General features: G+C 63.1%; 21 protein-coding genes and 4 tRNA genes. 18 read left to right on the top strand and 7 right to left on the bottom strand.

The annotated features are described in order from the left end of the window. Positions 1-28: 28 nt before the first annotated feature. Positions 29-907 (bottom strand): LysR family transcriptional regulator, encoded by an 879-nt coding sequence (locus QSV36_RS14585; protein ID WP_289132639.1) that lies wholly within the window; start codon positions 905-907, stop codon positions 29-31. 103 nt (positions 908-1010) lie between these two features. Here QSV36_RS14585 and QSV36_RS14580 point away from each other — a divergent pair, with 103 nt between their 5' ends. Beyond that, positions 1011-1439, top strand: a complete 429-nt coding sequence (locus tag QSV36_RS14580) for a PACE efflux transporter (RefSeq protein ID WP_289132638.1) — start codon at positions 1011-1013, stop codon at positions 1437-1439. 39 nt (positions 1440-1478) lie between these two features. Here QSV36_RS14580 and QSV36_RS14575 read toward each other — a convergent pair whose 3' ends face one another. The 4 genes from QSV36_RS14575 to QSV36_RS14560 all read right to left on the bottom strand — a co-directional run bounded on the left by QSV36_RS14575 (position 1479) and on the right by QSV36_RS14560 (position 5377). Continuing rightward, complete coding sequence (locus QSV36_RS14575; RefSeq protein ID WP_289132628.1) at positions 1479-2540, bottom strand: hypothetical protein; 1062 nt, start codon at positions 2538-2540, stop codon at positions 1479-1481. 92 nt (positions 2541-2632) lie between these two features. Further along, entirely contained in the window at positions 2633-3301 is a 669-nt protein-coding gene (locus QSV36_RS14570; RefSeq protein ID WP_289132626.1) for a GntR family transcriptional regulator, read from the bottom strand. A gap of 16 nt (positions 3302-3317) precedes the next feature. Next, positions 3318-4022: a FadR/GntR family transcriptional regulator gene (locus QSV36_RS14565; protein ID WP_289132624.1), complete on the bottom strand. Its 705-nt coding sequence runs from the start codon at positions 4020-4022 to the stop codon at positions 3318-3320. A gap of 44 nt (positions 4023-4066) precedes the next feature. Further along, on the bottom strand, positions 4067-5377 hold the full coding sequence (locus QSV36_RS14560; RefSeq protein ID WP_289132621.1) for a C4-dicarboxylate transporter DctA: 1311 nt from the start codon (positions 5375-5377) through the stop codon (positions 4067-4069). Between the two features lie 456 nt (positions 5378-5833). Between QSV36_RS14560 and QSV36_RS14555 the strand changes: the two genes are divergently transcribed. Both QSV36_RS14555 and QSV36_RS14550 read left to right on the top strand, forming a co-directional pair. Further along, positions 5834-7399, top strand: coding sequence for a methyl-accepting chemotaxis protein (locus QSV36_RS14555; protein ID WP_289132618.1), 1566 nt, complete (start codon positions 5834-5836; stop codon positions 7397-7399). Between the two features lie 13 nt (positions 7400-7412). Next, a complete protein-coding gene (locus QSV36_RS14550) occupies positions 7413-9101 on the top strand; it encodes a putative bifunctional diguanylate cyclase/phosphodiesterase (protein WP_289132615.1) in 1689 nt (562 codons plus the stop codon). Between the two features lie 82 nt (positions 9102-9183). On the opposite strand, the gene QSV36_RS14545 is transcribed toward QSV36_RS14550, so the two are convergent. Beyond that, the gene (locus QSV36_RS14545) at positions 9184-10932 is read right to left on the bottom strand and encodes a sigma-54-dependent Fis family transcriptional regulator (RefSeq protein WP_289132612.1); all 1749 of its coding nucleotides are present in this window, start codon (positions 10930-10932) and stop codon (positions 9184-9186) included. A gap of 224 nt (positions 10933-11156) precedes the next feature. Between QSV36_RS14545 and QSV36_RS14540 the strand changes: the two genes are divergently transcribed. Genes QSV36_RS14540 through QSV36_RS14515 form a run of 6 tightly spaced genes read left to right on the top strand, consistent with a single transcriptional unit; the run spans position 11157 to position 17076 of the window. Next, entirely contained in the window at positions 11157-12251 is a 1095-nt protein-coding gene (locus QSV36_RS14540; protein ID WP_289132610.1) for an ABC transporter ATP-binding protein, read from the top strand. Beyond that, on the top strand, positions 12251-13348 hold the full coding sequence (locus tag QSV36_RS14535; protein WP_289132608.1) for an ABC transporter ATP-binding protein: 1098 nt from the start codon (positions 12251-12253) through the stop codon (positions 13346-13348). Before QSV36_RS14540 ends, QSV36_RS14535 begins: the two co-directional genes overlap by 1 nt. Further along, entirely contained in the window at positions 13345-14208 is an 864-nt protein-coding gene (locus QSV36_RS14530; protein ID WP_039614302.1) for a carbohydrate ABC transporter permease, read from the top strand. Before QSV36_RS14535 ends, QSV36_RS14530 begins: the two co-directional genes overlap by 4 nt. 3 nt (positions 14209-14211) lie before the next feature. Continuing rightward, positions 14212-15012 (top strand): carbohydrate ABC transporter permease, encoded by an 801-nt coding sequence (locus QSV36_RS14525; RefSeq protein ID WP_186690265.1) that lies wholly within the window; start codon positions 14212-14214, stop codon positions 15010-15012. Positions 15013-15024: 12 nt separating this feature from the next. Next, complete coding sequence (locus QSV36_RS14520) at positions 15025-15297, top strand: DUF2160 domain-containing protein (RefSeq protein ID WP_289132603.1); 273 nt, start codon at positions 15025-15027, stop codon at positions 15295-15297. A 39-nt stretch (positions 15298-15336) separates the two neighbouring features. After that, positions 15337-17076 carry an ABC transporter substrate-binding protein gene (locus QSV36_RS14515; protein WP_289132602.1) on the top strand — a complete coding sequence of 580 codons (1740 nt, stop codon included), beginning with the start codon at positions 15337-15339 and terminating at the stop codon, positions 17074-17076. Between the two features lie 185 nt (positions 17077-17261). Here the strand turns inward: QSV36_RS14515 and folD are convergent, their stop codons facing one another. Further along, complete coding sequence (gene folD / locus QSV36_RS14510) at positions 17262-18116, bottom strand: bifunctional methylenetetrahydrofolate dehydrogenase/methenyltetrahydrofolate cyclohydrolase FolD (RefSeq protein WP_289132601.1); 855 nt, start codon at positions 18114-18116, stop codon at positions 17262-17264. A gap of 271 nt (positions 18117-18387) precedes the next feature. Here folD and QSV36_RS14505 point away from each other — a divergent pair. The 9 genes from QSV36_RS14505 to lon all read left to right on the top strand — a co-directional run bounded on the left by QSV36_RS14505 (position 18388) and on the right by lon (position 25588). Continuing rightward, a tRNA-Arg gene (locus tag QSV36_RS14505) sits at positions 18388-18464 on the top strand. A 41-nt stretch (positions 18465-18505) separates the two neighbouring features. Next, positions 18506-18581 (top strand) — tRNA-His (locus QSV36_RS14500). 52 nt (positions 18582-18633) lie between these two features. Beyond that, positions 18634-18718 (top strand) — tRNA-Leu (locus tag QSV36_RS14495). Positions 18719-18762: 44 nt separating this feature from the next. After that, positions 18763-18838: transfer RNA gene (locus tag QSV36_RS14490), tRNA-His, on the top strand. A gap of 205 nt (positions 18839-19043) precedes the next feature. Then, positions 19044-19343 (top strand): DUF6388 family protein, encoded by a 300-nt coding sequence (locus QSV36_RS14485; protein ID WP_025338418.1) that lies wholly within the window; start codon positions 19044-19046, stop codon positions 19341-19343. A gap of 246 nt (positions 19344-19589) precedes the next feature. Further along, entirely contained in the window at positions 19590-20903 is a 1314-nt protein-coding gene (gene tig / locus QSV36_RS14480) for a trigger factor (RefSeq protein WP_289132599.1), read from the top strand. Positions 20904-20994: 91 nt separating this feature from the next. Then, a complete protein-coding gene (gene clpP / locus QSV36_RS14475; protein ID WP_003259400.1) occupies positions 20995-21636 on the top strand; it encodes an ATP-dependent Clp endopeptidase proteolytic subunit ClpP in 642 nt (213 codons plus the stop codon). 108 nt (positions 21637-21744) lie between these two features. Further along, positions 21745-23028 carry an ATP-dependent Clp protease ATP-binding subunit ClpX gene (gene clpX, locus QSV36_RS14470; protein WP_003250242.1) on the top strand — a complete coding sequence of 428 codons (1284 nt, stop codon included), beginning with the start codon at positions 21745-21747 and terminating at the stop codon, positions 23026-23028. 163 nt (positions 23029-23191) lie between these two features. Then, positions 23192-25588, top strand: coding sequence for an endopeptidase La (lon, locus tag QSV36_RS14465; RefSeq protein WP_289132598.1), 2397 nt, complete (start codon positions 23192-23194; stop codon positions 25586-25588). Positions 25589-25642: the final 54 nt, after the last annotated feature.

Here is a 25642-nt window from a genome sequence, read left to right as displayed (position 1 = left end):
TTCTGACAGTCGTATCGACGGACGGTGATCACTGGCTGCACAGCTGCTCGATCAACAGGCGTGCGGCCTGTCGCAGCGGTTGTTGCTTGCGCCAGAGGACGTGTACCGGTAATTGCAACTCGTTGCGCGTGTTGTGAAAATCCAGCCGCACCAGGCGCCCGCTGGCCAGCAATGGCGCGACCCGCGACAGCGGCAGGTCGCCCCAGCCCAGCCCGGCCTCGACCATCTGCAGGGCGAGGTCGAAGCTGTCGGTGGACCAGTGCGTGGTACCGATCAGCGGGCGCGGGTCGCTCAGCGGCAAGTCGCGGCTGCGCACCAGGATCTGGCGCACCCGGGTCAGGTCCTCGAGATACTGGATACGCCCGTCGCGCAAGGCCGGGTGGGCAGGGGACAGGGTGGCCACCAGCGACTCCATGCCAATGTGCTGGAAGCCACGGCGGGCATCGACCTGCAGCCCGGCAAAGGCCACGCAGAGGTCGGCACGCCCGCTGTCCAGCAGTTGCAGGGCTTCTTCCTGCGGGGCGCTGAGCAGGGCGATGTCCAGCAGCGGGTGGCGTTCACCGAGGCAGGCGATGGCGGCCAGTAGTGGGCGCTGGTCGATATCCGGTACCACGGCCAGGGTCAGGCTGCTTTCCAGGCCTTGGGACAGCTCCAGTGCATGCACCTGCAGTAGCCCCAACTGCTCGGCGATCAGCCGGGCGTGGGGTTCCAGCGCCAGCGCCTGTGCGGTCGGGCGCACTTCGCGTGGGCCACGTTGGAAAAGGCTGTAGCCCAGTTCAGCCTCAAGGTTGGCAATGGCCATGCTCACCGCCGACGGCACGCGCTGCAGCATGCGCGCGGCGGCAGAAAACGAACCGCGGTCGAGCACGGCGAGAAACAGCTGGATGTTGTCGCTGGAAAAGTTCATGGCAGCCTCCTATCAGAAGATCTGACAGCTGCTGACTTTTTCTGTCAAGAACGATGAAGCATGATCGCACCCCATCGCTTTTCGACATCTAGAGGTAACCGCGGTGCAGGGACTTAAACGCAAACTGGTCTACGTGGCTTTCTATGAACTGATCGGGTTGTGCATGTCGACCCTCGGGCTGGCCTACCTGTCGGATACGCAGGCTTCGCATACCGGGCCTCTGGCGGTAATGATCACCACCATCGCCATGCTCTGGAACCTGATCTACAACACGCTGTTCGAGTATTGGGAAAGCCGCCAGGCCACGCGCGGGCGCAGCGTGGCGCGACGGCTGGCGCATGCCATTGGTTTCCAGCTGACGCTGGTGGTCTACCTGATCCCGCTGATTGCCTGGTGGCTGGACATGACGCTGCTGCAGGCACTGCTGGTGGACATGGCCTTCATAGTGCTGGTGCCGTGCTACACCTTTGCCTACAACTGGGCGTTCGATCGGCTCTTCGGCTTGCCCAGCTCGGCCATGGCGCCAGCCTGATGCCGGCTGTGATGGCAACAGGGTTGGTGCAGGCGGCGTCTAAGGCGGCAGGCGTATGATCAAAGGCTCCTGCTGTTGTTTCACCTGCTGCTCGACCGCTTGTTCGGCCGGCCGTGGTGCACTCGCCAGCAGGCTGTCCTCGACCTGCCCCGACAGGTAATACACGCCCGCCATGGCGCCACTCTGGCGGTTCTCCATCAGCTCTTGCCATTCCTGGTTCAACGCCACGTTGAGGATCACCCGCAACTGCTCGACCATCTGTGGGTGTTCGCGGTCGTGGGTCATCATCCCGTAGCCGGCCGCTGCTATGGAAATCATAGCCCCCGCCACCTTGCCTACCGCCGACGCCACGGCGCTGGCGATACCGCGTGGAGCCAGGGTTGCGCCGAGCTTCTCGCTGGCCTGCGTGGCCACCGAATTCAGCCCGACCTCGGTCCTGCCGGGGCCTTTGCTGACCTGTTGGTGCAAGTGCTGGCGCAGGGCCTGCCAGGCCGGTTGCTGGGCCAGTGACTTGGCCCGTAGCAGTTGGTACAGGCTGGCGTTGTGCGCATCCGGCGGCCCCAGTGTGATGGCCGGGATGCGGTTGAGGCGTTGGCTGAACTGCTCGGGCGGGGCATTGTAGCGGCCGATGATGGCTGGCAGTTGCTGGCCGAGCAGTTGCAGGTACAGTTCGCAGGCACGGTCGCGAATGCCTTCGGGGTTGATCTGCTCGGCCACCGGCTCGATCACCCGTTTGTGGTACTGCTCCTGCAGGTACAACGCCAGGCGTTTTTCTGCCGGCTCGCGGCCTTCGCCGCTGTCGAGCTTGTACCAGGCCACCTTGAGGGTCAGCCATTGCTGGGTCCAGTAGCCGGTGAACCACGGTATGAAGTCGCTTTCGGTGCGCTGCTGCACTTGTTCCTTCCACACCCGCATCGAGCGCCGGGCATAATCGTTGGCCGAGCCGGCGGCACCGACCGAGGCGTCGATCAGTTCCTGGTCGATGCGTTGCCAGGTGGCAGCGGTGAGTACCACCGGTGGTGGCGGGGCAGGCGGACGCTTGCCCGCGCAACCGGCGAGGGCCAGCAGCAGGCATGGCAGCAGAAGAACTCGAACGCTCACGCAACCGCCTCCCTGGTAGAGGCTGGGGTGGTCATCGCAGTATAGGGGCGCCTGGAGGGGGCTGCTGTGCAGCCCATCAGCTGCTACAGGCTTTATTCCAGATCGAGTTTTTCTTCCAGACGGTCGAGGTGCTGGTGCATCAGCGCCAGGGCCGCTTCGGCATCGCCTTGCTCCACTGCATCAATGATCGCCGCGTGCTCTTGCCACGCGCAGTGGTCGCAGCACGGCGATTCGTAGCGGGCGATGATCAGCGAGGTCATCGGCACCAGCCCATTGAGAAAGCGTGCCAGTGGCGTATTGGCAGCCACCTGCGCCAGCGTCAGGTGAAATTCGCCGCCCAGGCGGATCGCTGCACAGCGCTCGCCGCTTTCATGGTGCTGGCGCTCGCGCTCCACCAGTTGCCGCAGCTGGCGTATCTGCAGCGGCCGGGCGCGCTGGGCGGCGAGGGTGATCAAGGTGGTTTCGGCCAGGCGCCGGGCACTCAGTACCTGGCGTGCCTGCGCCGGGTCGGGCGCGGCCAGGTGCGCGGTGTGGCTGGGGCGCTGCACCACTACCTGCTGGTCGGACAGGCGCCCGAGTACGCGGCGGATTACCGTACGGCTGACACCGAACGCATGGCCCAGCGCCTGCTCGGGCAAGAGGCTGCCGGGGGGCAGGCGCTGTTCAAGAATGGCATCGAACAGCCGCGGGTAGATCTGCTCGGCCGACAGGCGGGTTTCGCCGGCCGCGAGCAGCGCCGGCAAGTGGGGGGCGGCATTCATGGTCGCTCTCCTGGGGTCATGGATGCGGGTGTTCGTCCGGAATGTTCAGGGCGATGCCCATGCGCAAGCCTTCGGCGAGGATATGCTGGCGCATCTGGGCACTGGCCTGGGCGCTGTTGCGTTCGCGGATGGCGCGCACCACCGCTTCGTTTTCCTGCAGCCGGGCGGCGAGGTGCTCTGGCGATTTGCGCAGCATGTCGGCGCTCTGCTTGAGGGCATTGCCGGTCTGCTGCACCACGCTCTGGAAGATCGGGTTGGTGGTCAGGGCGAACAAGGCTTCATGGAAGGCGATGTAGGCACTGACCCCGGCTTCGCTGTCTGCGGCTTCCAGCGCTTCGCGCATGTCCATCAGGGTCAGGCGCAGTTGGCCGATGTCCTGGCTGTTGGCCGACTGTGCCACCAGGCCGACGATGAACGGCTCGAGGGTATAGCGCAGTTCCAGCACGTCGGCCAGGCTGGCCGCCGCGCTGGTGTCCAGGGCGGGCTCCTGAACGGCGGCATCGGCGTCCAGCACCAGCACGCCCTTGCCCGGCAGCGAGCGCACCAGGCCCAGCGTCTCCAGCACGGTCACCGCTTCGCGCAGGCTCGGCCGGCTGATGCCCAGTTGTTCGGCCAGCTCGCGCTGGCCCGGCAGCATGTCACCGCTGCGCCAGTGGCCACGGGCGAGGGCCTGGCGCAGTTTTTCCACCACGGAGTTGACGACGGTCGATGAGCTGATCACGGTTTGCTCCTGGAAGGGCCGACGTCAATGCCGGCCACGTTCGCTCAGAATTCCTGTTGATGGTTGTTGGGCTGCTTGCGCGGCGTGACTGCGAAACCAGGTTTGCCGTCCAGCACGTTGTGCGCCCGCTCCAGGTCGATGTCCTTCTCCCAGCGGGCAATGGCCACGGTGGCCACGCAATTGCCGATCAGGTTGGTCAGCGCCCGGCCGATACCCATGAACCAGTCCACCGCCAACACCAGCACCAGGCCGACCACCGGTATCGCCGGCACGGCAGTCAGGGTGGCGGCGAGAATCACCAGCGCCGAGCCTGGGATGCCATGAGCGCCCTTGGAAGTCACCAGCGACACCAGCAGGATGGTCAGCAGGTCGGTCATTGCCAGCGGTGTACCGGTGGCATTGGCGATGAATACGATGGCCAGGGTCAGGTAGATGGAGAAACCGTCGAGGTTGAACGAGTAGCCGGTGGGGATCACCAGGCCGACGGTCGAGGTGCCGATGCCCAGGTGCTCGAGCTTGCGCATGACCTGTGGCAGCACGGCGTCGGAAGAAGCCGTGCCAAGGACGATGGTCAGTTCTTCGCGCAGGTACTTGATCAGCGGCAGCAGCCTCAGGCCCGACAGGCGCATGACCGTGCCCAGCACGATCAGTACGAAGCCGGCACAGGTCAGGTAGAACAGTGCCACCAGCCCGCCCAGGTGTTGCAGCGATTCCAGGCCGTACTTGCTGGTCGTAAAGGCGATGGCACCGAACACGCCAAGCGGCGCCAGGCGCACGATCATGCCCATGATGCGGAAGATCACGTGGCTCAGCTCGTTGATCAGCCGCGAGATGCCCGCTGCCGAATCGCCGACCAGGTTCAGCGCACTGCCGAACAGGACCGAGAACAGCAGCACCTGAAGGATGTTGTTGTCAGCGAAGGCGCCGACTACCGAGGTGGGAATCAGCTCCAGGAAGAACGCCGTGGCACCGTGGATGTGCTGGCCGCGTTCGGCCAGGCTGCTGGCGTCGGCACTGGACAGTTGGTCGAGGTGGATATTGGCGCCGCTGCCGATACCGCTGCTGAAGGCGAACACCAGGCCGATCACCAATGCCAGGGTGGTCAGCACTTCGAAGTAGATCACTGACTTCAGGCCGATACGCCCGACCTTCTTCAGGTCACCAGCGCCCGAAATGCCGCTGACTACCACACAGAACACGATCAGGCCGATGAGCATCTTGATCAGTTTGATGAAACCGTCGCCAAGCGGTTTCAGTTGCAGGGAAAGGTCGGGGAAGCTGAGGCCGCAGGCGATGCCGAGGGCAAGGCCGAGCACGACTTGAAGGAAGATCGAACGCGAGCACCATTTGAGCATGGGAGGAGTCTCTGATCGGTGTCCTTGCTTCGGTAGCCGCACGGGGCGAAAGAGCGCAGGACTTAATTATTGTGGTCATACCGGTTTGTTCAGCGCGAAGCCATAAAAGCGCGAAATATCCCACATTGCAAGGATTTTTGGCCTTACCGGTCTGACCAGTTTGGGGCGTCCCGGTCTGTAGGGCTCTAGTTCGGTGCATGCCGCACATGGCATTTGCACGAATCAAACAGCGTCAGCGGGTGCCTGATACACCCTTAGCAATCCGCTTGCCAGGCTTCAGCCCGACCTCATTTTTTTCGATAACGCCATGATTCATAAGGTTTATTTGCTTTATGCAACTGAACTCGTAGAATCCGCGCGCGACCGGTCAGTCACGAAGCGGCCGATGTTTGGGGTGGTTATCCCAATAATCATCCGCAAGCTGGCGTCTGGCGTTTATATGAATGGAGTCTCACAGTGCGTCTCAATCTCCCGGTTACCCCGGTCGAGCAACGTTTCCCCGCTGATCAGCGGCTGATTTCTGCAACCGACACGGCCAGCCTGATTACCTACTGCAACCCCGAATTCGCCGCCATCAGTGGCTACAGCGAGGCCGAACTGATCGGCAGCCCGCACAACCTGGTGCGCCATCCGGACATGCCGCCTGCGGTGTACGAACTGATGTGGCGCTACCTGAAGGCTGGCAAGAGCTGGATGGGTATCGTCAAGAACCGCTGCCGCAATGGCGATTACTACTGGGTCAATGCCTACGTCACGCCGATCCTCGAAGCCGGGCGGGTGGTGGGCTATGAGTCGGTACGGGTGTGCCCCACGCGCGAGCAGGTGGCCCGTGCCGAGGCCCTGTATGCACGCATGCGTAACGGCCAGGCGCTGCTGCCTTGGTCACGCCGCGCGAGCATGCTGGCGCGCGACCTGGCCGTACCGCTGGCGGGCGGGGGGCTGGCACTGGGGGCCAATCAGCTCTGGCCAGGCCTGGTGGCGCAGGGGCTGACCCTGGGGCTGTTCCTGGCCTATGGCCTGTTGGCTCGCAATGCCGTGGGGCGGCAGATGCAGCGCGTGGTACAGGGCGCCGACGGCACTTTCGCCGACCCGATCGCCGCCTTGACCTACAGCGACCTGCCCGGTGCTGCCGGGCAACTGCAACTGATGTTGATCAGCGAGGAGGCGCGGCTGAAGACCGCCTTGACCCGGTTGAGTGACCTGGCGGCACAGATGGCCGTGGCTGCCCATGATGCCGGTGAGTTGTCACGCGGCACCGAGGCGGCGCTGCTGCAGCAGCGTGCGGAAACCGACCTGAGTGCCACTGCCATGAACCAGATGGCCGCCTCCATCGGTGAGGTGGCCAATCATGTGCAACTGACGGCTGCCGAAGCCCACACCGCGCACCTGCTGGCCGAGCAGGGCAGCCAGGTGGCGGATGCCAGCGGTGCGGCGATTCGCACCCTGGCGGGTACCGTGACGCAGATCAACCAGGCGGTCACCCAGCTGGCTGGCCAGACCGGTTCCATCGCCGAGGCCACCGGCATGATCCGCGGCATTGCTGAGCAGACCAACCTGCTGGCGCTCAACGCCGCCATCGAGGCGGCCCGTGCCGGCGAGCAGGGCCGTGGCTTTGCCGTGGTCGCCGATGAAGTGCGGGCGCTGGCCGACAAGACCCGGCAGTCGACCCTGCACATCCAGGCTATCATCGATGCTTTGCGCAGCGGTGCCGAGCAGGCCGTGGCGATCGCCAGCCAGGGCATCGACGGTGCCGAGCAGGGCGTTGCCCAGGTGCAGGAAGCCCGCCAGGCGCTGCACGGCATCCGAGAAGCGGTGCAACGCATCAGCGCCATGAGCCAGCAGATGGCTACGGCCTCGCAGCAGCAGTCGGCCGTGGCCGAAGACGTCTCGCGGCAGATCAACGGCGTGGCCGGCATCGCCCAGCACAGCGCCCACAGCGCCAATGCCGCCGCCTCGCGCGGCGCCGAACTGGAACAGGTGTGCGCCGGATTGCGTGCCCTTGTGGAGCGTTTCAACCGTTAAGGCAGGATGCTTTATGGATGACAACTATCGCGCGGCCGTGGACGCGGCTGCGATCTTTTCCGAAACCGACCTGCGCGGGAACATCACCTACGTCAACCAGCAGTTTTGCAGCATTTCGGGTTACAGCCGCGAAGAACTGCTCGGCGCCAACCACCGCATCCTCAATTCCGGCTTGCACGAACCGGCGTTCTTCGTCGGCATGTGGCGGGCCCTGGCCGCTGGCCGTGTATGGAAAGGCGAAATCTGCAACCGTGCCAAGGACGGCTCGTTGTACTGGGTCGACAGCACCATGGTGCCGCTGGTCGACCCGCTCAGCGGCCAGGTGCGCAAGTACGTGTCGATCCGCTTCGATGTCACCGAGAAGCGCCAGCTGCTGCATACCTTGCAATGGCGGGTGGGCCACGACGTGCTCACCGGCTTGCCCAACCGCGCCTACCTGTCCGACCTGCTGAACCAGGCCCTGGCCTGTTCGCGCCGTGAAGGCATTGCGCTGGCGGTGTGCATGCTCGACCTGGATGGCTTCAAGGCGGTCAACGACGGCTACGGCCACGCCATGGGTGACCTGTTGCTGGTTGAAGTGGCGCAGCGCCTGAAGCACATCCTGCGCGAGGGTGATGCCGTGGCCCGGTTGTCGGGGGACGAGTTCGTGCTGATCCTGCGGAATGTCGACCAAGGCCACCAGTTGTATGCCGCGCTGCGCCGAGTGCTGCAGGCATTGGCGGCGCCGTATGTGGTGCGTGAACAGTGCCTGTCGCTCAGCGCCAGTATCGGCGTGACCCTGTACCCGCAGGACGACGAGGATGCCGACACCCTGGTGCGCCATGCCGACCAGGCCATGTACGTGGCCAAGCAGCGTGGGCGCAACCGCTACCACCTGTTCGACGTGACCCAGGAGCAGGAACTCAAGGCCACCCACCAGACCGTGGCGCGGGTGCGCCGGGCCCTGCACAACGACGAGCTGTGCCTGTATTACCAACCCAAGGTCAACCTGCGCAGCGGCCAGGTGCTGGGCTTCGAAGGGTTGCTGCGCTGGCAGCGGCCGGGCCGAGGGTTGGTGCCGCCTGGCGACTTCCTGCCATGGGTCGAACAGACCGACCTGATCGTCGAGATTGGCGAATGGGTGCTCGACAAGGCACTGAACCAATTGCAGGCCTGGCAGCGCGAAGGGCGGCCCTGGTCGCTGAGCGTGAATATCGCGGCGCGGCATTTGCAGCGCAGCGACTTCGCCGAGCGCCTGCGCCATTTGCTGGCGGAGCACCCGGAGGTGGACCCAGCGCGGCTGGACCTGGAAATTGTCGAGTCGGTGGCCATCGACAACCTGCAACACGTCAGCCGCTGCCTCGACGCTTGCCGCGCGCTGGGCGTGCGCTTCTCCCTGGATGACTTCGGCACTGGCTACTCGTCGCTGAGTTACCTGAAGCGTTTGCCGACCCAGACGATCAAGATCGACCAGTCGTTCGTGCGCGACATCCTCCATGACCAGGACGACCTCGCACTGACCCGGGCGGTGATCGGCCTGGCGCGGGCATTCGGCCGCGAGGTAATTGCCGAAGGGCTGGAGAGCGTCGAGCACGGCCGGGTGCTGATGGGCCTGGGGTGCGAACTGGCGCAGGGTTACTGCATTGCCCGGCCGATGCCGGCCCGTGAGGTCGGGAACTGGGCACAGGCCTACCGGCAGCCGGCGCAGTGGCGCGACCCTTGAGAGGTGAGTCGGCGCAGCAAGTATTGGCCGGCGGGTGAGCGGCTGGCGCGCTGAGTGGCGCGCTGCGGCGCCATTCGGGTGGCTACAGTTGCCGCAGGCGCTTGTACAGCGTGGTGCGGCTGATCCCCAGCGCACGTGCCACCGCCGACAGGTTGCCATTGGCCTGCTGCACCAGCGCTTGCAGGTCTGCCTCTGCGGCCACCAGCGGTACCGGCACCTGCGCCTCGGCCAGGAAACCCGCAGGTAAGTGTTCCAGGCCGACCGGGCCGTTGCCGGCCAAGGCCAACGCCACCTGCAGCACGCTCACCAGTTCACGCATATTGCCTGGCCAAGGATGCTGGTCGAACAGCTCGACAATGGCTGCCGGCAGCCGTGCAGGTTGCCCGGGCTCGCGGTAGCGGGCATGCACCTGCTCGATCAGCTGGCGCCGGTCGCTGCGTTCGCGCAGCGGCGGCAACAGCACTGCCAGCCCGGCGATGCGGTAGTACAGGTCCTGGCGAAAGCGCCCGGCACGCACCTCTTCGGCCAGGTCTCGATTGCTCGCCGACACCACGCGGACATCCACCGCTACCGGCTCGCCGCTGCCCAGCGGCTGGATGCTGCGGGACTGCAGGACGCGCAGCAGGCGGGCCTGGGTTGGCAGCGGCATGTCGCCGATTTCATCGAGGAACAGAATGCCGTGGTCAGCCTTGCGGATCAGCCCCGGGTTGCCCTTGTGATGGGCACCGGTGAACGCGCCTCTGTCGTAGCCGAACAGCTCCGACTCCACCAGCTCGGCGGGGATTGCCGCGCAGTTCACCGCGACCAGCGGCTGGCCGGCGCGGCTGCTGGCGCGGTGCAAGGTGTCGACGAACACTTCCTTGCCGACGCCGGTTTCGCCCTGCACCAGCACTGGGATGTCCTTCTCCAGCAGCAGGCTGGCCTGCGCCAGGGCTTTCTCCAGGCGCGGGTCGGTGCTGCTGGCGGTGGGGCGGCAGGAGGCCTCCCTGGCAGGCTGCCACTGGCAATGAAAGCGGTTGCGCCCGGTGGCCTGCAAGGCGAAGGGCTGTTGCCGGGGGTGGCTTAGCAGTTGCCCCAGCGGCAGCTGGAACAACTGCTCGACGTTCTGCCCTAGCGGGTTGCCGCCGAGCAGGCTGTCGGCCCGGTGATTGGCCGCCAGCACCTGGCCCTGTTCATCGAACACCAGCAGGCCGGCCCAGGGGCTGTCGAGGTTGTCGGAAGCGCTGTTGAACATCAACTGGGCATGCCGGTCGCCATGTTCGGCAAGGATCAGGCGGTTCTCCAGGCTCTGGCTCATCATGCGTACCAGGCCCAGCGTCTGGCTGGCGGGCAGGTAGCCGTCGCTGGCGACGTCGAGCACCCCGACCAGTTGTCGCGTTGCGTCGAACAGTGGCGCGGCGGCGCTGGACATATAGCGGTTCTGGCGCAGGAAGTGCTCGTCCTGGCCCACGTGAATGGCCTCGGCGCAGACCAGTGTGGTGCCCAGGGCGTTGGTGCCGACGCCACGCTCGTGCCAGTGGGCGCCGGCGCTGAAACCGTGCTGCTGGCGCGGTTCGATGAAGCGCCGCGAGCCCCAGCTATCAAGCAGGCAGCCACTGGCATCGGCCAGCATCACCAGGTAGCTGGCATTGCCCAGCAGGTGTGCGTAATGCGGCAATACCGCCTCGCGCGTCAGGCGCAGCAGCGCCTGGCGCCGCTCCAGCAGGGCGCTCAGCTCGGCGCGGGTCAGGCAGTCGAAATCCGGGGCGTGCTGGGGTTGCAGGCCGTGGTCGCGGCAGCGCGCCCAGGAGGCCTGGATCAGTTGGGCATGGGTCGAAGCGGATGCGGCCATGGGCCTGTCCTGTGTGATTGTTGTAATGGAGCCGACCGCTGTTCAGTGTCGTTCACAGTTGTTCAATGTCAAACCCGCGAGTGTTCAGTTGTTCAGCGCTTGTGTTCACTTGTGAACCTCTGCCTTGACCAGGCTGCCGGGCAGGGCGCGGGCCAGACGGGCGCGGCGTAACTGGCATGAAACTGGCTGTATCCGGCAGACAACAATCACAAGAAGGCCACGCCATGTCCCTGGTGCTGGAACAGGTCAGCCGCAGCGTCGACCACCAGGCCTGGATCGTCGATGCCTCGCTGCGCTTCGAACCCGGCTCGTTCAATGTACTGCTGGGCCGTACCCTGGCTGGCAAGACCAGCCTGATGCGCCTGATGGCCGGGCTCGACCGCCCGGACCGTGGGCGGGTGCTGATGAATGGTCAGGACGTGACCGGCGTGCCGGTGCGCCAGCGCAATGTGTCGATGGTGTATCAGCAGTTCATCAACTACCCCACCCTCAGCGTGTACGAGAACATCGCCTCGCCGCTGCGCCAGGCGCGCATGGCCGAGCCGGAGATTCGCCGGCGGGTGCAGGAAACCGCCGAGATGCTGCGCATCGAAGCCTACCTGCAACGCCTGCCGCTGGAGCTGTCGGGTGGCCAGCAACAACGCACGGCGATGGCCCGGGCGCTGGTCAAGGATGCCTCGCTGATTCTGTTCGACGAGCCGCTGGTCAACCTCGATTACAAGCTGCGCGAGGGCTTGCGCCAGGAGCTGCGCGAGCTGTTTGCGGCGCGCCACTGCATTGCCGTGTATGCCACCACCGAACCCAACGAAGCGTTGGCGCTGGGTGGCACCACGACGCTCGTACACGAAGGCCGGATCGTCCAGAGTGGCCCTACCGCCGAGGTTTACCAGCGCCCCGGCAGCGTGCTGGCCGCCGAGCTGTTTTCCGAACCGCCGATCAACCTGGTGCCCGGTCGTATCAGTGGCAACGAGGTGAGCCTGGCCCAGGCCGTGCACTTTGCCCGCAATGCCGACCTGCAGCCGCTTGCCGAAGGCGATTACCGCTTTGGCGTGCGGCCCAGCCACATCAGCCTGGTGCCGGCCCACGACGATGACCTGGAGCTGGCCGTGCTGGTCGAGCTTGCCGAGATCAGTGGCTCGGAGACCTTCCTGCATGTGCGCAACGACCACTGGCGCATGACCCTGCATTTGCCAGGGGTACACGAATACCAGGTGGACACGCCGATCCGCGTGTTCATTCCCACCCACAAGCTATTCGTGTTCGACAGTGCCGGGGCGCTGGTGCAGGCCCCCGGGCTGCGCCAGGCAAGGAGAGGGTGATGGCCGAAATCCGTCTGCGCCAACTGGCGCACAGCTACAGCCGCCAGCCCGCCAGCGAGGCGGACTATGCCCTGCACGCACTGGAACATGTGTGGGAGCAGGGCGGTGCCTACGCCTTGCTGGGGCCGTCGGGCTGTGGCAAGTCGACCTTGCTCAATATTATTTCCGGGCTGTTGACGCCGTCCCATGGCGAGGTGCTGTTCGATGGCAAGCCGGTCAACCAGTTGCCGCCGCAGGCGCGCAACATCGCCCAGGTGTTTCAGTTTCCGGTGGTGTACGACACCCTGTCGGTGTACGACAACCTGGCGTTTCCGCTGCGCAACCAGGGGCTCGACGAAGCCCGCGTGCGCGCCCGGGTGGAGGAGATTGCCGAGGTGCTCGACCTGACCGCGGCGTTGCGCAAGAAGGCCCGCAACCTCAGTGCCGACGAAAAGCAGAAAGTTTCCATGGGCCGTGGTCTGGTGCGCGACGATGTGTCGGCGATCCTGTTCGACGAGCCACTGACGGTGATCGACCCGCACCTGAAGTGGAAGCTGCGGCGCAAGCTCAAGCAGATCCACGAGCAGTTCAACATCACCATGATCTACGTCACCCACGACCAGCTGGAAGCCTCGACCTTCGCCGACAAGATTGCGGTGATGCACGGCGGACGTATCGTCCAGTTCGGCACCCCGCGCGAGCTGTTCGAGCGGCCACGCCACACCTTTGTCGGCTATTTCATCGGCAGCCCGGGAATGAACCTGATCGAGGTGCGTGCCGAGGCGGACGGGGTGAGTTTCGGCGATATCCACCTGCCACTGCCAGACGGCTTGCGTGAACGCCTGGCGGCGACGGCAGGCGGGCGCTTGCAGGTCGGCATCCGCCCCGAATTCGTGCAGCTGTGGGACAGCCCGTTCGATGATGCCTACCCGGCACGGGTGCTGGATGTCGAGGACCTGGGCACCTACCGCATCGTCACCCTCGAGCTGGGCGGCGTGGCGCTCAAGGCACGTCAGGGCGAGGACCGCCCGGTGCCTGTGGTCCAGGCCTGGGTCAGCCTGCCGGCGCAGTGGCTGATGCTGTATCTCGACGATGTGCTGCTGGAGGTGGCACCATGAACAAGGTGCCCAACAACAAGGCCTGGTGGCTGGTGCTGCCGGTGTTCCTGCTGGTCGCATTCAGTGCCGTGGTGCCGATGATGACCGTGGTCAACTATTCGGTGCAGGACATTTTCGACCAGTCAAACCGTTACTTCGTCGGCGCCGACTGGTACCGCCAGGTGCTGCGCGACCCGGCGCTGCATGACGCGCTGCTGCGCCAGTTCATCTATTCCGCCTGCGTGCTGCTGATCGAGATCCCGCTGGGCATCGCCATTGCCTTGACCATGCCGACCAAGGGGCGCATGGCGTCGGTGTGCCTGATCGTCATGGCGATCCCGTTGCTGATCCCGTGGAACGTGGTCGGCACCATCTGGCAGATCTTCGGCCGTGCCGACATCGGCCTGCTCGGCGCCACCCTGGCCAGGCTGGGGGTCAGCTACAACTACGCCGGCGACCCATTCGACGCCTGGCTCACCGTGCTGGTGATGGACGTCTGGCACTGGACCTCGCTGGTCGCGCTGCTGTGCTATTCAGGCCTGCGCGCCATCCCCGATGTGTATTACCAGGCCGCGCGCATTGACCGCGCCTCGGGCTGGGCGGTGTTCCGCCATATCCAGCTGCCGAAGCTGAAGAACGTGTTGCTGATCGCGGTGATGCTGCGCTTCATGGACAGCTTCATGATCTACACCGAGCCCTTCGTGCTGACCGGCGGCGGGCCTGGTAACGCGACCACCTTCCTCAGCCAGACCCTCACGCGCATGGCCGTGGGCCAGTTCGACCTGGGCCCGGCGGCGGCGTTTTCGCTGGTGTACTTCCTGATCATCCTGCTGGTGTCGTGGCTGTTCTACACAGCCATGACCCATGCCGACAAGGACTAGGCCATGAGCACGCGCAAATCGCTGGCCCTGCTGCTGTACTTTTTCTTCCTGCTGGTGCCGATCTACTGGCTGCTGAACATGTCGTTCAAGAGCAATACCGAGATCCTCGGTAGCCTGACCCTGTGGCCGCAGGCATTCACCCTCGACAACTATCGGGTGATCTTCACCGATGCCAGCTGGTACAGCGGTTATATCAACTCGCTGTACTACGTGTGCCTGAACACACTGATTTCGCTGCTGGTGGCGCTGCCGGCGGCGTACGCCTTCTCGCGCTACCGCTTCCTCGGCGACCGGCACCTGTTCTTCTGGCTGCTGACCAACCGCATGGCACCGCCGGCGGTGTTCCTCCTGCCGTTCTTTCAGCTGTACTCGTCGATCGGCCTGTTCGACACCCACATCGCCGTGGCCCTGGCCCACTGCCTGTTCAACGTGCCGCTGGCAGTGTGGATCCTGGAAGGGTTCATGTCGGGTGTGCCGAAGGAAATCGACGAAACGGCCTACATCGACGGGTACAGCTTCCCGCGCTTCTTTGTGAAGATTTTCATTCCGTTGATCGGCTCCGGCATCGGCGTCACAGCTTTTTTCTGCTTCATGTTTTCCTGGGTCGAACTGCTGCTGGCGCGCACGCTGACTTCGGTGAATGCCAAGCCGATCGCCGCGGTAATGACCCGTACCGTGTCGGCTTCGGGCATCGACTGGGGGGTGCTGGCAGCGGCGGGCGTTTTGACCATCCTGCCCGGCATGCTGGTGATCTGGTTCGTGCGCAACCATGTGGCCAAGGGCTTTGCCCTGGGCCGGGTCTGAGGAGGGTAGGGCATGGAGTGGATGGCCTGGACCTTGCCGACGGCGCTGTTCTTCGCTGCCGTGGGTGTGCTGCTGCTGGGCATGACCTTGCTCGAGCTGCGCCGGCCTTGCGTGGAGCGACGCGGCTTTCTACCGCTGGTCACCAGCCGTGGCGACCGCTTGTTCATCGGCCTGCTGGCCAGCGCCTACCTGCATCTGCTGGTGGTCGGTGTCAGCGATTGGCCATTGTGGGTAGCCTCGCTGCTGTCTCTGGTGTGGCTGCTGGTGGTACTGCGCTGGGGCTGAGCGAGCGGCCCTGTGGGATAACTGAAACGGGAGATCACAATGTTCGACAACAAGTACAACAGGCGACATTTGACCCTGGCCGCGTTGCTGGTGCTGGCCAGCATGCAGGGCACAGCCTGGGCCGACCAGTACGAGGACGCGGCGAAGAAATGGATCGGCAGCGAGTTCAAGCCGTCGACCCTTACCCCTGAACAGCAACTGGCCGAACTCAAGTGGTTCATCAAGGCAGCCGAGCCGTTCCGTGGGATGAAGATCAATGTGGTGTCCGAAACCATCACTACCCATGAGTACGAGTCCAAGGTGCTGGCCAAGGCCTTCAGTGAAATCACCGGTATCCAGCTGACCCACGACCTGCTGCAGGAAGGCGACGTGGTGGAAAAGCTGCAGACCCAGATGCAGTCGGACAAGAACATCTATGATGGCTGGGTTAACGATTCCGACCTGATCGGTACGCACTTTCGCTATGGCAAGGTGGAATCGATCACCGACCTGATGGCCAACGAGGGCAAGGACTACACCTCGCCGACCCTCGACCTGAAGGACTTCATCGGCATTTCCTTCACCACCGCGCCTGATGGCAAGGTCTACCAGTTGCCCGACCAGCAGTTCGCCAACCTGTACTGGTTCCGTGCCGACTGGTTCGAACGGCCCGAGCTGAAGGCCAGGTTCAAGGAAAAGTACGGTTACGAGCTGGGCGTGCCGGTGAACTGGTCGGCCTACGAGGACATTGCCCGGTTCTTCACCGAAGACGTCAAGGAAATCGACGGCAAGCGCGTCTATGGCCACATGGACTATGGCAAGAAAGACCCGTCGCTGGGCTGGCGCTTCACCGACGCCTGGTTCTCCATGGCTGGTGGCGGCGACAAGGGCTTGCCCAACGGCCTGCCGGTGGACGAATGGGGCATTCGCGTGGAGGACTGCCACCCGGTGGGCTCCAGCGTGACCCGCGGTGGCGACACCAACGGCCCGGCTGCGGTCTACGCCACGCAGAAGTACGTGGACTGGATGCGTGCCTATGCGCCCAAGGAAGCCCAGGGCATGACCTTCTCCGAAGCGGGCCCGGTGCCTGCCCAGGGCAACATCGCCCAGCAGATCTTCTGGTACACCGCGTTCACTGCCGACATGACCAAGCCCGGCTTGCCAGTCGTGAATGCCGATGGCACGCCGAAGTGGCGCATGGCGCCCTCGCCGAAGGGGCCGTACTGGGAGGAGGGGATGAAGCTGGGCTACCAGGACACCGGTTCGTGGACCTTCTTCAAGTCCACCCCCGAGAAGCAACGGCTGGCGGCATGGCTGTACGCTCAGTTCGTCACCTCCAAGACGGTATCGTTGAAAAAGACCATCGTCGGCCTCACGCCGATTCGTGAATCGGACATCAACTCCCAGGCCATGACCGACCTGGCGCCCAAGCTCGGAGGTTTGGTGGAGTTCTACCGCAGCCCGGCGCGGGTGCAGTGGACCCCCACCGGAACCAACGTGCCGGACTATCCACGCCTGGCGCAGTTGTGGTGGAGCCACATTGCCGAGGTGGCCAGCGGCGAGAAAACCCCGCAGGAAGCTTTGGATGGGCTGGCCCGCGACCAGGATCGGATGATGGAGCGCTTGCAGCGATCCAACGCCCAGGCCACCTGCGCGCCGAAGCTGAACCCGGAGCGGGATGCCCAGTACTGGTTCGACCAGCCTGGTGCACCGAAACCGAAACTGGCCAACGAGAAGCCCAAGGGCGAGACGGTCAGTTACAGCGAACTGCTGAAGTCGTGGGAAGCAGCCAGGAAGTGACCGGCTGGGCACCGCGCTGGCTTCTTCGCGGGTAAACCCGCTTCCACAGAGAGAGCGCCATCTTCTGGGACGGCGCGCATCCTGTGGGAGCGGGTTCACCCGCGAAGAGGCCGGGTCAGTCATCGGCAAAGGTCAGGCAAAAAAAACGGCACCTGCCAGAGGTGCCGTTTTCATCTCACGCGGTATTACTTGTGCAGCTCTTCCGCCGCATACAGCGTGTTTTCCAGCAGGCACGCCCGGGTCATCGGCCCGACGCCACCCGGTACTGGAGTGATCCAGCCCGCGCGCGGCAGGGCGGTCTCGTAGACCACGTCGCCGACCAGCTTGCCATCGTCCTGACGGTTGATACCGACGTCGATGACGATGGCACCTTCCTTGATCCATTCGCCCTTGACCAGGCCCGGCTTGCCGGCAGCCACGACCACCAGGTCGGCACGCCCGACATGGCCGGCCAGGTCTTTGGTGAAGCGGTGGCAGACGGTCACGGTGCAGCCGGCCAGCAGCAGTTCCATGGCCATTGGCCGGCCAACGATATTGGATGCGCCGACGATGACTGCGTTCATGCCGTACAGGTCCTGGCCGGTGCTTTCCAGCAGGGTCATGATGCCCTTCGGCGTGCACGGGCGCAGCAGCGGGATACGCTGGGCCAGGCGGCCGATGTTGTACGGGTGGAAACCGTCCACGTCCTTGTCCGGGCGAATGCGCTCGAGCAGCAGCGAGGCGTCCAGATGCGCCGGCAGTGGCAGTTGCAGGAGGATGCCATCGACGGCCGGGTCGTCATTGAGGCGGTCGATCAGCTCGGTCAGGGCCTGCTGCGTGGTGTCGCTGGGCAGGTCGAACGCCTGGGAAATGAAGCCGACCTCTTCGCAGTCCTTGCGCTTGTGCGAGACATAGACTTGGGAGGCGGGGTCGGTGCCGACCAGGATCACCGCCAGGCCGGGGGTACGCAGGCCTTGCTGGCGACGCTCCACGACACGTTGAGCGATCTGCTGGCGCAGGCTGGCGGCGATCGCCTTGCCATCGATTAGGTGTGCAGTCATAGACGCGTGATTAACCATCGAGAAGGAAACAATTAAAGAGGGCGCATTCTCGCACGACACGGGCCAAGGGCAAAGGCGGATGGTCGGGCAAATCCCCTAAGCCCTTAAATAATTTAAATTTTTTTGAGAAAGGTGTTGACGACATTCAGGCTCGCCTATAAGATTCGCCGCACTTGTCGGGCACAGCCTAGCACTGGTTGGCGAAGTCGGGCAGAATGAGTGGTTTAGCAGCTATCTGTTAAGGTCTCGTTCGGTTAGGCTTCAAGCTTAAGCGCCCGTAGCTCAGCTGGATAGAGCATCCGCCTTCTAAGCGGATGGTCGCAGGTTCGAGTCCTGCCGGGTGCGCCATTAGGCAGCTTTGGCAAGCAAGTAAGTTGTAATGCGATATGGTGGGCGTAGCTCAGTTGGTAGAGCGCTGGATTGTGATTCCAGTTGTCGTGGGTTCGATTCCCATCGTCCACCCCATATTCTTCAAAGGCGCCGCGATAGTATCTGGCGCCTTTGTTTTAAGCGTTACGCGGACGTGGTGAAATTGGTAGACACACTGGATTTAGGTTCCAGCGGCGCAAGCTGTAAGAGTTCGAGTCTCTTCGTCCGCACCATGTTTCTGTAAGGTTGTATCGCAACATCGCAAGACCGCAATATGGTGGGCGTAGCTCAGTTGGTAGAGCGCTGGATTGTGATTCCAGTTGTCGTGGGTTCGATTCCCATCGTCCACCCCATATTTTTCGAAGGCGCCTTGGTCGTGAGACTGGGCGCCTTTGTTGTTTTGGGGTGTATGCTTCAGGCGCTACAAGGCTCAAGCCATGGACTTCGCAGCCATAACGCAATCCCGCCCTTGCAATCCTCTGGTGGCACCCCAATAAAAGCTGTTAGATTTCAGCCGGTTGAAACGCCGGCCCAGCTGACTGGCAGAGGAACAACCCTATGATCGCAAAAGAAGCCCGTCAGGCACTGGCGCTGCAGCGTTTTGCCGAGGCCAACCCGCAACTGCTCGAAGAGATCCGCGAGCTGGATGCGCGCGAGCAGGCCCAGCAGATCGAATGGGCTTTCGAAGATGCAGCCGAGGAGCAGGGCATCCAGCCCTGGGAGCTGGCCTTGCAACTGATCGCCGAAACCCCGGAGCAGCTGCAGGCCATGCGCCTGGAGACGCACCGCGAGGTGGCTGAAGCGCTGGGAATGGAATGGGAAGAGTACTGCCAGTTCAACGAAATTGATCCTGAATAAAGGAAGCGAATTCGTCGCGGCAGTTGTTTGACAAGGTATTTCGGCTGTTGGGCGCCCATGGCGCCGCGCAGCCCTTTTTGAAGCAGGCCCTGCGGCATGCCGTAGGGGCCTTGAAAGCTAATCGACCGGCGTGGCTTCCCGTCGTCCCGGGTGGGGTGACTTCTGCTGCGCGACTCACTAGAATGCTTGCCCTTGATTCTGGAGTCGGGCTAACGCCGGCTAACGTCTGTGCAACGAGGAATATCCATGCAAGTTTCTGTTGAAAACACTTCCGCTCTCGAGCGCCGCATGACCATCGCCGTTCCGGCCGAGCGCGTCGAGAACGAAGTCAACAAGCGTCTGCAACAGACTGCCAAGCGCGCCAAGGTTGCAGGCTTCCGCCCAGGCAAGGTGCCGATGAGCGTGATCCGTCAGCGCTTCGAGGCCGATGCCCGTCAAGAGGCGTTCGGTGACCTGGTCCAGGCTTCCTTCTATGAAGCCATCGTCGAGCAGAAGCTGAACCCGGCTGGCGCCCCTGCGGTAGAGCCGAAGTCCTTCGAGAAGGGCAAGGACCTGGAATTCGTTGCCACCTTCGAAGTGTTCCCCGAGTTCACCGTTGCCGGCCTCGAGTCGATCAGCGTCGAGCGCCTGAGCGCCGAAGTGGCTGACGCCGACCTGGACAACATGCTGGAAGTGCTGCGCAAGCAGAACACCCGTTTCGAGGCCGTCGAGCGCGCTGCGCAGAAAGACGACCAGGTCAACATCGACTTCGTCGGCAAGGTCGACGGTGAAGTGTTCGCTGGCGGTTCGGCCAAGGGCACCCAGCTGGTGTTGGGCTCCGGCCGCATGATCCCGGGCTTCGAAGACGGCCTGGTTGGCGCCAAGGCGGGTGAAGAGCGCGTTGTCAACGTGACCTTCCCTGAGGACTACCAGAACCTGGATCTGGCCGGCAAGGCCGCCGAGTTCACCATCACCGTCAACAGCGTTGCTGCCCCGGTGCTGCCAGAGCTGAACGAAGAGTTCTTCGCCCAGTTCGGCATCAAGGAAACCACCCTGGAAGGCTTCCGCGCCGAAGTTCGCAAGAACATGGAGCGCGAGCTGCGCCAGGCCATCAAGGCCAAGGTGAAGAACCAGGTCATGGATGGTCTGCTGGCCGCCAACCCGATCGAAGTACCGAAAGCCCTGCTGGAAAACGAAGTCAACCGTCTGCGCGTGCAGGCTGTTCAGCAGTTCGGTGGCAACATCAAGCCTGAGCAACTGCCGGCCGAGCTGTTCGAAGAGCAAGCCAAGCGTCGCGTGGTCCTGGGCCTGATCGTCGCCGAAGTGGTCAAGCAGTTCGAACTGAAGCCGGACGAAGGCAAGGTTCGCGAAATGATCGAGGAAATGGCTTCGGCCTACCAGGAGCCTGAGCAGGTCATCGCCTGGTACTACAAGAACGACCAGCAACTGAACGAAGTCCGTTCGGTTGTGCTGGAAGAACAAGTTGTAGATACTGTTCTGCAGAAAGCGACTGTGACCGACAAGTCGGTCTCGTACGAAGATGCCGTTAAGCCAGCACAGGCCCCTGCCGCCGCTGAGTAACAGGCTTCTCTCGTAGGAAACCCCCACAAGCCAGCCTTCGAGCTGGCTTGTGCGTATTCAAGCCATGACTATTTGGGAGTGAGCGCAGGACATGTCCCGCAATTCTTATATTCAGCAGAGCTCTGACATCCAGGCCGCAGGCGGCCTGGTCCCGATGGTTATCGAGCAGTCCGCCCGTGGCGAACGCGCTTACGACATCTACTCGCGCCTGTTGAAGGAGCGTGTGATCTTCCTGGTTGGCCCGGTAGAGGACTACATGGCCAACCTCGTCGTGGCGCAACTGCTGTTCCTGGAAGCAGAAAACCCGGACAAGGATATCCATCTGTACATCAACTCGCCGGGCGGTTCCGTCACCGCCGGCATGTCGATCTACGACACCATGCAGTTCATCAAGCCGGACGTCTCGACCATCTGCATCGGCCAGGCCTGCAGCATGGGCGCCTTCCTGCTGGCCGCCGGTGCCAAGGGCAAGCGTCACTGCCTGCCAAACTCGCGCGTGATGATCCACCAGCCGCTGGGCGGCTTCCAGGGTCAGGCCACCGATATCGAGATCCACGCCCAGGAAATTCTCAATATCAAGGCCCGTCTGAACGAGCTGCTGGCCTATCACACCGGCCAGGACCTCGAGACCATCAAGCGTGACACCGAGCGTGACAACTTCATGAGCGCCTCGCGCGCGGCCGAGTACGGCCTGATCGACTCGGTCTACGACAAGCGGCAACTGGCCTCCTGAACCGGGGTGCCAGAGCAGGTAGGCGCGGAAAGCGCCTACCTGCGGACTTGAAAAAGCCCGCAATTGCCTTCATCTTGTGTTGCAAGCCTACCGGATTGGATCGATCGAATGACTGACACCCGTAACGGCGAGGACAGCGGCAAATTGCTCTATTGCTCCTTCTGCGGCAAAAGCCAGCACGAAGTGCGCAAATTGATTGCCGGGCCCTCGGTATTTATCTGCGACGAGTGCGTCGACCTGTGCAATGACATCATCCGTGAGGAGGTGCAGGAAGCCCAGGCCGAAAGCAGCGCGCACAAATTACCTTCGCCGAAAGAAATCAGCGGCATCCTGGACCAGTATGTAATTGGTCAGGAGCGCGCGAAAAAGGTGCTGGCCGTAGCGGTGTACAACCACTACAAGCGCCTGAACCAGCGTGACAAGAAGGGTGACGAAGTCGAGCTCGGCAAGAGCAACATCCTGCTCATCGGGCCGACCGGCTCGGGCAAGACCCTGCTCGCCGAAACCCTTGCACGCCTGTTGAACGTGCCGTTCACCATTGCTGACGCCACCACCCTGACCGAAGCCGGTTACGTGGGTGAGGACGTCGAGAACATCATCCAGAAGCTGTTGCAGAAGTGCGACTACGACGTGGAAAAGGCCCAGATGGGCATCGTCTACATCGACGAGATCGACAAGATCTCGCGCAAGTCGGACAACCCGTCCATCACCCGTGACGTTTCGGGCGAGGGCGTGCAGCAGGCACTGCTGAAGCTGATCGAAGGCACCGTGGCCTCGGTACCGCCGCAGGGTGGCCGCAAGCACCCGCAACAGGAATTCCTGCAGGTTGATACCCGCAACATCCTGTTCATCTGCGGTGGCGCCTTCTCGGGCCTGGAAAAGGTCATCCAGAACCGCTCCACCAAGGGTGGCATCGGTTTTGGCGCCGAAGTGCGCAGCAAGGAAGAAGGCAAGAAGGTTGGCGAGTCGCTGCGTGAGGTCGAACCGGACGACCTGGTCAAGTTTGGCCTGATCCCGGAATTCGTCGGCCGTCTGCCGGTGCTGGCGACCCTCGACGAGCTTGACGAGGCTGCGCTGATGCAGATTCTCACCGAGCCGAAGAACGCCCTGACCAAGCAGTATGCCAAGCTGTTCGAGATGGAAAGCGTCGACCTCGAGTTCCGCAGCGATGCGCTCAAGGCCGTTGCGCGCAAGGCCCTGGAACGCAAGACGGGCGCCCGTGGCCTGCGTTCGATCCTCGAGGGCGTGCTGCTCGACACCATGTACGAGATTCCTTCGAAGAAGGATGTCAGCAAGGTGGTGATCGACGAGAGCGTCATCGAGGGTACTTCGCAGCCGCTGATGATCTACGAAAACAGCGAGCCGCAAGCCAAGGCTGCGCCGGACGCCTGATCCAGGCGATAGCCGCTGACGCTTGCAAGCAAGGAGGGGGCCTACGGGCCCCTTTCTGCTTTTCCTGCGCTAGCGCTTGTAATTTCCCAGGCGTGCCCCCACATTAGGTCCAAGCATCATTTCCACCGTTTTCCGGCCATAAGGCCGCTGTAGAGGCGAAATCATGAAGACCACCCTCGACTTGCCTCTTTTGCCATTGCGCGATGTCGTTGTTTACCCGCACATGGTCATCCCGCTGTTCGTGGGGCGCGAAAAGTCCATCGAAGCCCTCGAGGCGGCGATGACGGGCGAAAAGCAGATCCTCCTGCTGGCCCAGAAAAACCCGGCCGACGACGACCCGGGCGAAGACGCGCTGTATCGCGTCGGTACGGTTGCCACCGTGCTGCAGCTGCTGAAACTGCCCGATGGCACCGTCAAGGTGCTGGTCGAGGGCGAGCAGCGTGGCACCGTTGAGCGCTTCAGCGAAGTGGAAGGGCACATCCGTGCCGAGGTTTCCCTGATCGACGAAGCCGATGCCGCCGAGCGCGAATCGGAAGTCTTCGTGCGCACCCTGCTGTCGCAGTTCGAACAGTACGTGCAGTTGGGCAAGAAAGTGCCCGCCGAGGTGCTGTCGTCGCTGAACAGCATCGAAGAGCCTGGGCGCCTGGTCGACACCATGGCCGCGCACATGGCCCTGAAGATCGAGCAGAAGCAGGAAATTCTCGAAATCGTCGACCTGCCGACCCGCGTCGAGCATGTACTGGCCCTGCTGGATGCCGAAATCGACCTGTTGCAGGTCGAGAAGCGCATTCGCGGTCGGGTCAAGAAGCAGATGGAGCGCAGCCAGCGCGAGTACTACCTGAATGAGCAGATGAAGGCCATTCAGAAAGAGCTCGGCGATGGCGACGAAGGCCACAACGAAGTCGAAGAGCTGAAAAAGCGCATCGAAGCCGCTGGCCTGCCCAAGGATGCCCTGGCCAAGGCCCAGGCCGAGCTGAACAAGCTCAAGCAGATGTCGCCGATGTCGGCCGAGGCCACGGTGGTCCGCTCCTACCTCGACTGGCTGGTGCAGGTGCCGTGGAAGGCCCAGAGCAAAGTGCGCCTGGACCTGGCCAAGGCCGAAGAAATCCTCGATGCCGACCATTATGGCCTGGAAGAGGTCAAGGAACGTATTCTCGAGTACCTTGCCGTGCAGAAGCGCGTCAAGAAGATCCGGGGCCCGGTACTGTGCCTGGTCGGCCCGCCTGGCGTCGGCAAGACCTCGCTGGCCGAGTCGATCGCCGCTGCCACCAATCGCAAGTTCGTGCGCATGGCCCTGGGCGGGGTCCGCGACGAGGCCGAGATCCGTGGCCACCGCCGTACCTACATCGGTTCCATGCCTGGCCGCCTGATCCAGAAAATGACCAAGGTGGGGGTACGCAACCCGCTGTTCCTGCTGGACGAAATCGACAAGATGGGCAGCGACATGCGTGGCGATCCGGCCTCGGCACTGCTCGAAGTGCTCGACCCCGAGCAGAACCACAATTTCAACGACCATTACCTGGAGGTCGACTACGACCTGTCGGACGTGATGTTCCTGTGCACCTCGAACTCGATGAACATTCCGCCGGCGCTGCTCGACCGGATGGAAGTCATCCGCCTGCCGGGCTATACCGAGGACGAGAAGATCAACATTGCGGTCAAGTACCTGGTGCCCAAGCAGGTCAAGGCCAACGGCCTGAAGAAGGAAGAGCTGGAGGTCGACGTCTCGGCGATCCGCGACATCATTCGCTACTACACCCGTGAAGCAGGTGTACGTGGCCTCGAGCGGCAGATCGCCAAGGTCTGCCGCAAAGTGGTCAAGGAACATACCGGGCAGAAGCAGGTCAAGGTCAAGGTGGCCAGCGAGCAGCTGGAGCACCTGCTGGGTGTGCGCAAGTTCCGCTATGGCCTGGCCGAGCAGCAGGACCAGATCGGCCAGGTCACCGGCCTGGCCTGGACCCAGGTCGGTGGCGAACTGCTGACCATCGAAGCCGTGGTCATCCCCGGCAAGGGCCAGCTGATCAAGACCGGTTCGCTGGGCGATGTCATGGTCGAATCGATCACCGCCGCCCAGACCGTGGTGCGCAGCCGCGCCCGCAGCCTGGGGATTGCCGCCGACTTCCACGAGAAGCACGACGTGCACATCCACATGCCTGAAGGTGCCACGCCGAAGGACGGCCCGAGCGCCGGTATCGGCATGTGCACCGCACTGGTCTCGGCACTGACGCAGATTCCGGTGCGTGCCGATGTCGCCATGACCGGTGAAATTACCTTGCGTGGCCAGGTGCTGGCGATTGGCGGGCTGAAAGAAAAACTGCTGGCGGCACACCGTGGTGGTATCAAGACGGTGATCATTCCGGAGGAGAATGTTCGCGATCTGAAGGAGATTCCGGAAAATATCAAACAGGATCTGCAGATCAAACCGGTCAAATGGATTGACGAAGTCCTGCAAATTGCGCTGCAATACGCCCCGGAGCCCTTGCCAGATGTGGCTCCGGAGATTGTCGCGAAAGATGAAAAGCGCGACGGCGATGCTAAGGAAAGAATCAGCACGCACTAGTAGTTTCTGGCTGGGGGGCGTTCCTTGACAGTTTTTTCGGGGCCTTGCTATAAA

Origin of the sequence: Pseudomonas sp. BCRC 81390 (genome assembly GCF_030341915.1) — a bacterium.
Lineage (GTDB): Bacteria > Pseudomonadota > Gammaproteobacteria > Pseudomonadales > Pseudomonadaceae > Aquipseudomonas.
The sequence above is the reverse complement of the archived record's forward strand: the minus strand, read 5'-3'. Positions and strand labels throughout refer to the sequence as shown.

Coding starts and splice junctions, on each gene's coding strand:
- QSV36_RS14540 (WP_289132610.1), top strand. CDS start 11,157: ATGTCCCTGGTGCTGGAACAGGTCAGCCGCAGCGTCGACCACCAGGCC.
- lon (WP_289132598.1), top strand. CDS start 23,192: ATGAAGACCACCCTCGACTTGCCTCTTTTGCCATTGCGCGATGTCGTT.
- QSV36_RS14485 (WP_025338418.1), top strand. CDS start 19,044: ATGATCGCAAAAGAAGCCCGTCAGGCACTGGCGCTGCAGCGTTTTGCC.
- QSV36_RS14570 (WP_289132626.1), bottom strand. CDS start 3,301: ATGAATGCCGCCCCCCACTTGCCGGCGCTGCTCGCGGCCGGCGAAACC.
- QSV36_RS14585 (WP_289132639.1), bottom strand. CDS start 907: ATGAACTTTTCCAGCGACAACATCCAGCTGTTTCTCGCCGTGCTCGAC.
- QSV36_RS14550 (WP_289132615.1), top strand. CDS start 7,413: ATGGATGACAACTATCGCGCGGCCGTGGACGCGGCTGCGATCTTTTCC.
- QSV36_RS14515 (WP_289132602.1), top strand. CDS start 15,337: ATGTTCGACAACAAGTACAACAGGCGACATTTGACCCTGGCCGCGTTG.
- QSV36_RS14525 (WP_186690265.1), top strand. CDS start 14,212: ATGAGCACGCGCAAATCGCTGGCCCTGCTGCTGTACTTTTTCTTCCTG.
- QSV36_RS14545 (WP_289132612.1), bottom strand. CDS start 10,932: ATGGCCGCATCCGCTTCGACCCATGCCCAACTGATCCAGGCCTCCTGG.
- tig (WP_289132599.1), top strand. CDS start 19,590: ATGCAAGTTTCTGTTGAAAACACTTCCGCTCTCGAGCGCCGCATGACC.
- folD (WP_289132601.1), bottom strand. CDS start 18,116: ATGACTGCACACCTAATCGATGGCAAGGCGATCGCCGCCAGCCTGCGC.
- QSV36_RS14530 (WP_039614302.1), top strand. CDS start 13,345: ATGAACAAGGTGCCCAACAACAAGGCCTGGTGGCTGGTGCTGCCGGTG.
- QSV36_RS14535 (WP_289132608.1), top strand. CDS start 12,251: ATGGCCGAAATCCGTCTGCGCCAACTGGCGCACAGCTACAGCCGCCAG.
- QSV36_RS14520 (WP_289132603.1), top strand. CDS start 15,025: ATGGAGTGGATGGCCTGGACCTTGCCGACGGCGCTGTTCTTCGCTGCC.
- clpP (WP_003259400.1), top strand. CDS start 20,995: ATGTCCCGCAATTCTTATATTCAGCAGAGCTCTGACATCCAGGCCGCA.
- QSV36_RS14560 (WP_289132621.1), bottom strand. CDS start 5,377: ATGCTCAAATGGTGCTCGCGTTCGATCTTCCTTCAAGTCGTGCTCGGC.
- clpX (WP_003250242.1), top strand. CDS start 21,745: ATGACTGACACCCGTAACGGCGAGGACAGCGGCAAATTGCTCTATTGC.